The 9,906-nt window shown below is 68.2% G+C and carries 5 protein-coding genes; all 5 read right to left on the bottom strand.

Features of this window, described 5'->3' with window-relative positions; translation table 11 throughout:
• Positions 1–144 precede the first annotated feature (144 nt).
• Positions 145–2,418 carry a penicillin-binding protein 1A gene (locus tag ACOQFS_RS20365; protein WP_421564636.1) on the bottom strand — a complete coding sequence of 758 codons (2,274 nt, stop codon included), beginning with the start codon at positions 2,416–2,418 and terminating at the stop codon, positions 145–147.
• Between the two features lie 42 nt (positions 2,419–2,460).
• Positions 2,461–4,572, bottom strand: a complete 2,112-nt coding sequence (gene ligA / locus ACOQFS_RS20360; RefSeq protein WP_421564635.1) for an NAD-dependent DNA ligase LigA — start codon at positions 4,570–4,572, stop codon at positions 2,461–2,463.
• A 14-nt stretch (positions 4,573–4,586) separates the two neighbouring features.
• Positions 4,587–5,699 carry a cell division protein FtsZ gene (locus ACOQFS_RS20355; RefSeq protein WP_421564634.1) on the bottom strand — a complete coding sequence of 371 codons (1,113 nt, stop codon included), beginning with the start codon at positions 5,697–5,699 and terminating at the stop codon, positions 4,587–4,589.
• A 170-nt stretch (positions 5,700–5,869) separates the two neighbouring features.
• Positions 5,870–9,394 (bottom strand): chromosome segregation protein SMC, encoded by a 3,525-nt coding sequence (gene smc, locus ACOQFS_RS20350; RefSeq protein WP_421564633.1) that lies wholly within the window; start codon positions 9,392–9,394, stop codon positions 5,870–5,872.
• Between the two features lie 248 nt (positions 9,395–9,642).
• Positions 9,643–9,906, bottom strand: a 264-nt coding sequence (locus ACOQFS_RS20345) for an EAL domain-containing protein (protein ID WP_421564632.1), incomplete at its 5' end; no start/stop codon positions are given.

The following is a 9,906-nucleotide window of genomic DNA, read 5'->3' as shown; positions in this document are numbered from 1 at the left end:
TCCAACCCTTCGGGCAAGTGCCTTGCCGGGCGGTCTGCGGCGTTGCGGCGCTTGTGGATAGCCGGGCTATCCACAGCGCACCGCGCCTGGCATCCCACCCCGGCAAGGTACTTGTGCGACTCCAAAAAGACATTGAACAGGCTCTTAGCCGCCGATGCGTTCCTCGGCCGGCACGGGCGGGCCCGGGCTGCGCGGCATGCCACCGCCAGGCCCGGCCGGCGCCTGGGGATCGCTGCGGAACAGCCCCCGGATCCAGTCCCGCATGGTGTCCAGCGAGCTGTCGGGCGGCGGTGGCGGGCGGGTGTCGAATTCGTCCACAAAGCGCAGGCTCGCATCCATCAGCTTGCTGCGGATGGCCTGCTGCATGAACTCGCCCACCATGGGCAGCGCGCTGCGCGCACCCTGGCCCCAGTAGTCGCTGCGCAGGGTGATGCGGCCGTCGTTGAAGCCCGCCCAGGCACCGGCCACCACCCGGCTTTGCATCAGGATGAACCAGCCATCGGTGTTGTCCTGCGTGGTGCCGGTCTTGCCCGCCACGTCGGCCTGCACGCTATAACGGCTGCGGATGGCGGTGGCCGTGCCATAGTCCACGGCGCCGCGCATGGTGTTGCGCAGGATCTGCGCGGCGCGGGCGTCGAACACCTGCTCGGGCACCGGCTCGGCAAAGGTCTGCAGCACCTTGCCATTGCGGTCTTCGATGCGGGTGAGCATGATGGGCTCGACATAGCGGCCCAGGGTGACGATGCTGCTGTAGGACGACACCATTTCCTTGAGCGTGACCGGGCTCGTGCCCAGGGCCAGCGAGGGCACCTCTTCAAGCTTGCTTTCGCGCACGCCCAGCGCCCGCGCCACCTCGGCCACGCGGGCCGGGCCCACCTGGTGCATCACCTGGGCGGTGATGGTGTTCTTGGACTTGGCCAGCCCGTCGGCCAGCGACATGGGCTCATCGCTGGGCGGGCCGCCATCGGTGGGGCGCCACACGCGGCCGCCGCCCAGCGGAATCTCGACCGCCGAATCCATGAGCGTGTCTTCGGGCGATGCGCCCTGCGCAAATGCGGCGCCATACACAAACGGCTTGAAAGTGGAGCCCGGCTGGCGGCGCGCGGCCTGCACATGGTCGAACGGGTCTTGCGCAAAATCGCGGCTGCCCACCCAGGCCAGCACGTGGCCGGTGACCGGGTCTTGCGCCATGAAGGCAGCCTGCACCCGCGTCTTCTCGGTGCGCAGCCGCTGCATGAAGGCGGCGTTGTCCAGCAAGGCCTTGAGCGCATCGTCCGGCGCCACGCCCTTCTCTGCCGTCGCGGCGCGGTATTCAGCGCTTTCGCGCACCAGCGCCTGCACCAGCTCGTTGCCCGGGCCCCAGCCATTGCGGGCGTTGGACCACGCCTTGTCCGCCACCTCCTGCAGCTGCTTGCCCTGCCGCGCCACGGCCTGGTTGGCAATCGCCTGCATGCGCGAATCAATGGTGGTGCGGATCACCAGCCCGTCGGCATACAGGTTGTAGCCCCGGCTGTCGGCCCAGTCCAGCAGCTGCTTGCGCAGGTGCATCGCAAAGTGCGAAGCCGGGCCCATCACCTCGGTCTGGCGCTCGAAGTTCACGCCCAGGGGCTTGGCCTTGAGCGTGGCGAACTGCTCGGGTGCGAGCTTGCCGCGCTTGACCATCTGCGACAGCACGGTGTTGCGGCGCGCCTGGGCACGCTCGGGGTTGAGCACCGGGTTGTAGTAGGCCGTGCCCTTGAGCATGCCGATCAGCGTGGCGCTTTCCAGCACGTTGAGCTTGTCGGCCGATTTGTCGAAATAGGTGCGCGCGGCCATCTCGATGCCGTAGGCGTTGTAGAGAAACGGCACGGTGTTGAGGTACGTCTCCAGGATCTCGTCCTTGGAAAACCCCGCCTCGATCTTCATGGCCGTGATGGCTTCCTTGAGCTTGCGCGTGATGGTGCGCGAGCGGCCGATCTCTTCAGGAAACAGGTTGCGCGCCAGCTGCTGCGTGAGCGTGGAGCCGCCCTGCGGGTCGCCGCGCAGCGTGTGCAGCACCGACGAGAACGTGCGGCGCCAGTCCATGCCCCAGTGGTCATAGAAGCGGTGGTCCTCGGTGGCGATCAGCGCGTCGATCACGTTGGGCGAAATCTCGCTCAGCTCCACCCATTCGCGGTTGGCCCAGCGGTATTCGGCCAGCAGCTTTCCGTCCACCGACATGAGCTGCGCGGGCATCTCGTTCTTGGCCTTGCGGATGTCGCCAATGGAGGGCGTGGTGGGCACCAGCGTGAGCGCATAGACCAGCAGCGCCGAAGGCACGGCGAGCGCGATGAACAGCATGGCCCAGCGAATCGGCCGGGGGATCCACGCGAACCAGCCCGCCACGCGGCGGAACAGGGCCTGCAAGCGGGCCCAGGCGGTGAGGAGAAAGGATCGCATCGAGATGAACCGGTGGAAGGAAGAGTGAAGCCCGGCGAAAGCTCAGGCCGGGGTCTGGCCCGACAGCAGAGCCAGCATGCCCGCTTCGTCCAGCACGGGCACGCCCAGCTCCTGGGCCTTGGCCAGCTTGCTGCCGGCTTCTTCGCCAGCCACCACGTAGCTGGTCTTCTTGCTGACCGAGCCCGACACCTTGGCGCCCGCGGCTTCGAGCATGTCCTTGGCGGCATCGCGGCCCAGCGTGGGCAGCGTGCCGGTGAGCACGATGGTCTTGCCCGCCAGGATCTGCGGGGCCTTTTCACCACGCGCCTGTTCGGGCCAGCGCACGCCGCAGGCGATGAGCTGCTCGACCACCTCGCGGTTGTGCGGCTGCTGGAAGAAGGTGTGCACGCTCTGCGCGACGATGGGGCCCACGTCGGGCACCTCCAACAGCTGCTCCACGGTGGCTGCCGTCTCCAGCGACGTGCCCATCAGCGCGTCCAGCGTACCGAAATGTTTGGCCAGGTCCTTGGCCGTGGATTCGCCCACATGGCGGATGCCCAGCCCGAACAGAAAACGTGCGAGCGTCGTGTCCTTGGATTTCTCCAGCGCGGCCAGCACGTTCTGCGCGGACTTGTCGGCCATGCGCTCCAGCGCCACCAGGGACGACAGCCCCAGCCGGTACAGGTCGGGCAGCGTGCGGATCACGTTGGATTCGACCAGCTGGTCCACCAGCTTGTCACCCAGGCCCTCGATGTCCATGGCGCGGCGCGCGGCAAAGTGAAGGATGGCCTCTTTGCGCTGCGCGGCGCAGAACAGCCCGCCCGTGCAGCGGTGGTTGGCCTCCCCTTTTTCGCGCACCACGTCGCTGCCGCAGATGGGGCACTGCGCAGGCATGCGGAAGTTCTTGACGTACGCCGGGCGCGGGCCCGAGGCCATCACGCCCACCACTTCCGGAATCACATCGCCCGCGCGGCGCACGACGACCTGGTCGCCCACGCGCACGCCCTTCTTGCGGATCTCGAACAGGTTGTGCAGCGTGGCATTGGTCACCGTGACACCGCCCACAAACACCGGCGCCAGCCGCGCCACGGGCGTGAGCTTGCCGGTGCGGCCTACCTGCACGCCGATATCCTCCACCTTGGTAGCCATCTCCTGCGCGGGATACTTGTGCGCCACGGCCCAGCGCGGCTCGCGGGTCTTGAAGCCCAGGTCGCGTTGCAGATCGAGCCGGTTGACCTTGTAGACCACGCCGTCGATGTCATACGGCAGTGCATCGCGGCTGGCGCCCACCTGCCGGTGAAATGCTACCAATTCGCTAGCACCCTTGGCAATCTGCACCTGCGCTGAAACCGGAAAACCCCATGATTTCAGCGCCTGGAGCATCTCGAAATGCGTGCGGAACTGCGGCCCGCCCTCCGAAGCCGGCGTGACCGCACCCAGGCCGTAGGCAAAAAAGCTCAAAGGTCGCTGGGCGGTGATGCGGGAGTCGAGCTGGCGCACCGCACCGGCCGCGGCATTGCGCGGGTTCACAAAGGTCTTGCCGCCCTGCTCGCGCTGGCGCTCGTTGAGCGCATCAAAGTCGGCACGGCGCATGTAGACCTCGCCGCGCACTTCCAGCAAAGGGGGAACGCCTTCAGGCACGGTCAGCGGAATCTGCCGGATGGTGCGGATGTTGTGTGTCACGTCCTCGCCCACCTCCCCATCGCCGCGCGTGGCGGCCTGCACCAGGCGGCCGATTTCATAGCGCAGGCTCATGGCCAGGCCGTCGAACTTGGGCTCGGCCACGTATTCGATGGCGGGGTCCGACTCGGACAGGCCCAGCTCGCGCCGCACCCGCGCGTCAAACGCCTGCGCGCCCGTGGCCTCGGTGTCCGTCTCGGTGTGGATGCTGAGCATGGGCACCGCGTGGCGCACGGGGGCCAGGCCCTCCATCACCGCGCCAATCACGCGCTGGGTGGGCGAATCGGGCGTGATGAGATCGGGATGCTCAGCCTCCAGCGCCTGCAGTTCGCGGAACACGCGGTCGTATTCGGCGTCGGGCACGGTGGGCTCGTCCAGCACGTAGTACTGGTGCGCCCAGGTGTTGAGCTGGTCGCGCAGTGCTTTTATTTTGATAGCTGGCTGCGCTTTATCCACGGGCGTTGGGGCTGAAAAAAGGTCCAAATTCTCGGTCATGGCCGCATGTGCATTCAGCTGAACAGCCTCCGCGCCAGCACCGAGCCCGCCGACAAATCCCGCCCGTCAAGCTGGTCATACAGCAGCTCCAGGTCGGCCGCGATCGGGTCCATGGCCATGGCGGGCAGCGGCGTGCCGTTCTGGTCGCAGAGCACGCCGTCCATGGCCTGGCACAGCGCGGTGGCCACTTCGCGCAGGCGGGCAAACGGTTGTTCGGTGCGGTGCACCTGGGCCACGTCCAGGGTCAGGCTGATGTCGCGGATGGCGGACTGCTCGGGGTCGTCGGCCAGGGCGGCCTGGGTGTCGAACGCCAGGGTGAGCACGGGCGGCAAGCCCTGGGTGGCGGCGGGCAGCACCAGGCGGCCGGGCATGGCGCCGGGCACAAAGCCCAGCCGGGCGGCGTTTTGCTGCACGTAGCCCGGGCTCCAGGCCGCCTGGCGGGCGCGCAGCATGAACATCAGCTGGGCGTCGTGCTCGCTGGCGAACTGGTCGAGTTCGCGGGCGCGGGCCACCTCCTGCAGCATGTCCGGGAAGTCGGGCGCCGCGTTGATGGCGTCGGCAAAGGCCTGCGCCTTCACCACGAACTCGGAGAACTCGATCTCGTTGAGCGCGCCCATGCGGTTGGCCAGCTGCACGCCGGCCTGGAAGGACTGGTAGCGCTGGCCGGGTGCGGGGGTTTCCCATTGCTGCGTGGCGTCGTTCAGCCCCTCGATGGCAAAGGGCTTGCTGCCCGCGCGGCGCGTGGGCGGCAAGGCGGCCAGGGCCGCATCGCCCGACACCTGCTGCTCGGCCTGCAGGGGCGCGATCACGTCGATGAGCGGGTCCAGCCCCGGGCGGCGCTCCAGCGACGACGCGGGCACGGGCAGCTCGAGCGCATCGCTCGCGTCCACGGCATGCGGCGCCGGTTCGGTGCCCCGGTCCAGCCCCTGGATCTCGCCCGGCACCAGGGCCGCGGCGTCGGCGTCAAAGCCCGGCTCGCGCCGCTGGGCCGCGTCGGCCGTGGCCTCGTGCTCTTGCGGCAGGGCACGCTTGGGCGCGTTGCGGCGAGACGTCCAGGCGTTGTAGGCCACGATCAGGGCCAGCACCAGGCCACCGATGATGGCCAGACTCAGTTGCAATGTGCTCATAACCGGAGATAACTTCTACTGTCCGTTGACGGGATACCAGCCGCCGAGGCGAAATCGAGCCGCAAGCCAGGGACGCCGCGCAAGGGCCGCCCCGCCGCGCTGGCGTCGTCCCCCTCCCGCGCAGCGAGAGAGGGGGAAGGAGCGAAGCGACACAGGGGGAGCTTCATCTTTCAAGCATCCACCATGTTCAAGGCGGACTCCATGTCCACCGCCACGATGCGCGACACGCCCTGCTCCTGCATGGTCACGCCGATCAGTTGCTCGGCCATTTCCATCGCGATCTTGTTGTGGCTGATGAACAGAAACTGCGTGCCCTTGGACATGCTGGACACCAGCTTGGCATAGCGCTCGGTGTTGGCGTCGTCCAGCGGCGCGTCCACCTCGTCCAGCAGGCAGAACGGCGCCGGGTTGAGCTGGAAGATGGCAAACACCAGCGCAATGGCCGTGAGCGCCTTCTCACCGCCGGACAGCAGGTGGATGGTCTGGTTCTTCTTGCCCGGCGGCTGGGCCATCACCTGCACGCCCGAGTCGAGGATTTCGTCGCCCGTGATGATGAGCTTGGCCTGGCCGCCGCCGAACAGCTCGGGGAACATGCGGCCAAAGTGCGCGTTCACGGTGTCGAAGGTGCCTGAGAGCAGCTGGCGCGTTTCGCCGTCGATCTTGCGGATCGCGTCCTCCAGCGTGTTCATGGCCTCGGTCAGGTCGGCCGTCTGCGCGTCGAGAAACACCTTGCGCTCGCTGGCGAGCTTGAGTTCGTCGAGCGCGGCCAGATTGACCGCGCCCAGGGCCGCGATCTCGCGGTGCAGGCGGTCGATCTCGCCCTGCAGGCCGCCGATGCGCACGCTGCCTTCCTCGATGGAGCGCGCCACGGCCTCCAGGTCGGCCTGTGCGTCCTGCAGCAAGGTGGTGTACTGCTCCAGGCCCAGGCGCGCAGCCTGTTCCTTGAGCTGGAATTCGGTGATGCGCTGGCGCAGCGGGTCGAGAGCGCGTTCGAGCTGCATGCGGCGTTCGTCGCTCGCGCGCAGCTTGGTGGTCAGGTCGTCGTATTCGCTGCGCTGCGCCCCCAGGGCCTTCTCGCGCTCCATCTTCACGTCCAGCGCGGCCTGCAGGCCGCCTTGCGCGGCGGCGTCGGACAGGCGGGCGAGTTCGTCGCGTGCGCGCTGCTCTTCGTCGGCCAGCGCCTTGGCCTGCTGGGTGGCGGTTTCGATGGAACGGTTGAGTTCGCCCCGGCGCGCCTCCAGGCTGCGCTGGGAGAAGGTGGCCTCTTGCGCCTGCCGCTCCAGCGCGCGCTGCTGCTCGCGGCAGGCGGTGAGCTTGCGCTCGGCCTCGATGACCTTGTCGCCCAGCTGCGCCTCGCGCTCCTGGCTGTCGGCCAGCTGCATGTCTAGCTCTTCAAAGCGCGCCTCGGCGGCCACGCGGCGCTCCTGCAGGTCGGCCAGCTGGGCCTCCACCTCGGCCAGGTCGCCGTCGATCTGCTGGCTGCGCGCGCGCGTCTGTTCGGCCAGCTGGCTCAGGCGCAGGGTTTCGACCTGCAGCTCGTGGGCGCGGCTTTGCGACTCGGTGGCTTCGCGGCGGGCGGACACCAGGCGCTGCGAGGCGTCGGCATAGGCGGCCTCGGCGCGGACCAGCGCGGTGCGCGATTCTTCGGCAATCAGCGCCTGGGCGCGCAGCTCCTTTTCGAGGTGTTCGATTTCCTGCGCGCGGGCCAGCATGCCGGATTGTTCGGAGTCCTGCGCATAAAAGCTCACGCTGTGGGCGCTGACCGCGTGGCCCGTGGGCACCAGCACCACCTCGCCCGGCTGCAGTGTGCTGCGGCGCGCCAGGGCGTCGTCCAGCGTGGGGGCCGTGAAGCAGCCCTGCAGCCAGTCGGTGAGCACGGCGCGCAGGCCGGCGTCGTTCAGGCGCAGCAGGTCGGACAGGCGCGGGTGCTGCGAAGGCGCCTCGGGCTGGGCCACAGACGGCGTGCTGTAGAAGGCCAGGCGCGCGGGCGGCGCATCGTTGCCGCCAGAGCCCAGAAAGCCGCGCACCATGTCCAGCCGCCCGACTTCCAGCGCAGACAGGCGCTCGCGCAGCGCGGCTTCCAGCGCGTTTTCCCAGCCGGGCTCGATGTGGATGCGGCTCCAGAGGCCCTGCAGGCCATCGAGGCCGTGCTTGGCCAGCCAGGGGCGCAGCTTGCCATCGGTCTTGACCTTTTCCTGCAGCGCCTTCAGCGCCTCCATGCGGGCGGACAAATCGGTCTGGCGGGCGCTTTCGGTGTTGACGGCCTGCTGGCGCGCGCGGCGGTCTTCGTCCAGCTGGGGCACGGAATCCTGCAGCTCGTGCAGACGGGCGGCCGCTGTTTCGGCCATCTCCTGCGCCTCTTGCAGTTGTTCCTGCAGGTTCACCAGGCGGGCTTCGTCGGGTGCGGCCAGGGCGTTGCGGTCGGTGCGCAGGCGTTCAAACCGGGCATCCAGCTGGCGGCTTTGCTCGTCAAAGCTGCGCTGCTCGGCGGCCAGCACGCCGATTTGCTGCTGCACCTGCACCACGCTGCTGCGCTGCTCGGCCGTGCGGCTTTGGGCCTGGCGCAGGGCCTCTTCCAGGTCGGGCAGCTGCATGGCCTGCTCTTCGACCTGGGCGGCCAGCAGCTCGGCACGTTCTTCGGCATCCACGCCCGCACCGGCCAGGTTCTCCAGCTCCACATCGGCTTCTTCCTTGCGGGCCTGCCATTGGGCGATCTGCTCGGCCAGCTGCACCAGACGCTGCTCCACGCGCTGGCGGCCTTCTACCACGTAGCGGATCTCGGCTTCGAGCTTGCCGACTTCGGCCGTGGCCTCGTAGAGGCGGCCCTGGGCCTGGTTGACCTGATCGCCTGCCGCGTAATGGGCCTGGCGGATGGTTTCGAGGTCGGATTCGACCGCGCGCAGGTCGGCCATGCGCGATTCCAGGTCGTTCACGGCCTGCAGGCCATCCAGGCGCACCTTGTTCTGCTGCTCTTCGGCTTCGGCGCGCTTCAAAAACCACAGCTGGTGCTGCTTGAGCGTGGCGTCGGCGTGCAGGGTGTTGTACTTGGCGGCCACCTCGGCCTGCTTTTCGAGCTTTTCGAGGTTGGCGGTCAGCTCGCGCAGGATGTCTTCCACCCGCGTGAGGTTCTCGCGCGTGTCGTGCAGGCGGTTTTCGGTCTCGCGGCGGCGCTCCTTGTATTTGGAGACACCGGCGGCCTCTTCGAGGAACAGGCGCAGTTCCTCGGGACGGCTTTCGATGATGCGGCTGATGGTGCCCTGGCCGATGATGGCGTAGGCACGGGGCCCGAGGCCCGTGCCCAGGAACACGTCCTGCACGTCGCGGCGGCGCACGGGCTGGTTGTTCAGAAAATAGCTGCTGGTGCCGTCGCGGGTGAGCACGCGGCGCACCGCCACCTCGCCGTACTGGCCCCACTGGCCGCCGGCGCGATGGTCGGAGTTGTCGAACACCAGCTCCACGCTGGCGCGGCTGGCCTGCTTGCGGGTGGTGGTGCCGCTGAAGATCACGTCCTGCATGCTCTCGCCGCGCAGTTCGCTCGCCTTGCTCTCGCCCAGCACCCAGCGCACCGCGTCCATGATGTTGGACTTGCCGCACCCGTTCGGGCCCACCACCCCCACCAGTTGGCCGGGGAGCATGAAGTTGGTGGGTTCAGCGAACGACTTGAAGCCGGAGAGCTTGATCGAGGTGAGGCGCACGGATGAGGAGTGTGGCTAGCTAGTGTGAACGCAGCAGCGGCAGCGCCGCCGGGGCGCCGCGCCCGGGCCGCTCAGGCCTCGCGCAAGGGCGGAATGATACCGTGCTGCCCTGCCCCCTCCCCGCACCGGGCGGCCTGCACGCCGCCGCCGGCAGGCGGGGCCAAGAAATTTGAATAAAAACCGGCCTCAGCGCTTATCCATCAAGCGCTGACAGCTATCATTTTTGAATCAACGTGTGCCCGCGCCTGTCAGGCCGCCGGCAAACCGGCATGGGCGCGGCGCACCAGCGCTTCGAATTCGCTGGCGGGCAACGGCGGGCTGAGCAGGTAGCCCTGCCAGGCGTGGCACTGGTGGCGCGCAAGAAATTCGCGCTGGGCTTCGGTTTCGACCCCCTCGGCGATCACACGCAGGCCCAGGCTGGTGCCCAGCGCGACCACGGTGCGGGCGATGGCGGCGTCATTGGGGTCGGTGAGCACGTCGCGCACAAAGCTCTGGTCGATCTTGAGCTGGTC

Source organism: Paracidovorax sp. MALMAid1276 (genome assembly GCF_049198005.1).
In the GTDB taxonomy this organism is placed as follows: Bacteria; Pseudomonadota; Gammaproteobacteria; order Burkholderiales; family Burkholderiaceae_C; genus Acidovorax.
Note: the sequence above shows the minus strand (reverse complement) of the source record. Positions and strands in the feature narration are given on the sequence as shown.

What these genes read in the sequence shown, in the direction of transcription:
- ACOQFS_RS20365 (WP_421564636.1), bottom strand. Translation starts at nt 2,418, where the DNA reads ATGCGATCCTTTCTCCTCACCGCCTGGGCCCGCTTGCAGGCCCTGTTC.
- ligA (WP_421564635.1), bottom strand. Translation starts at nt 4,572, where the DNA reads ATGACCGAGAATTTGGACCTTTTTTCAGCCCCAACGCCCGTGGATAAA.
- ACOQFS_RS20355 (WP_421564634.1), bottom strand. Translation starts at nt 5,699, where the DNA reads ATGAGCACATTGCAACTGAGTCTGGCCATCATCGGTGGCCTGGTGCTG.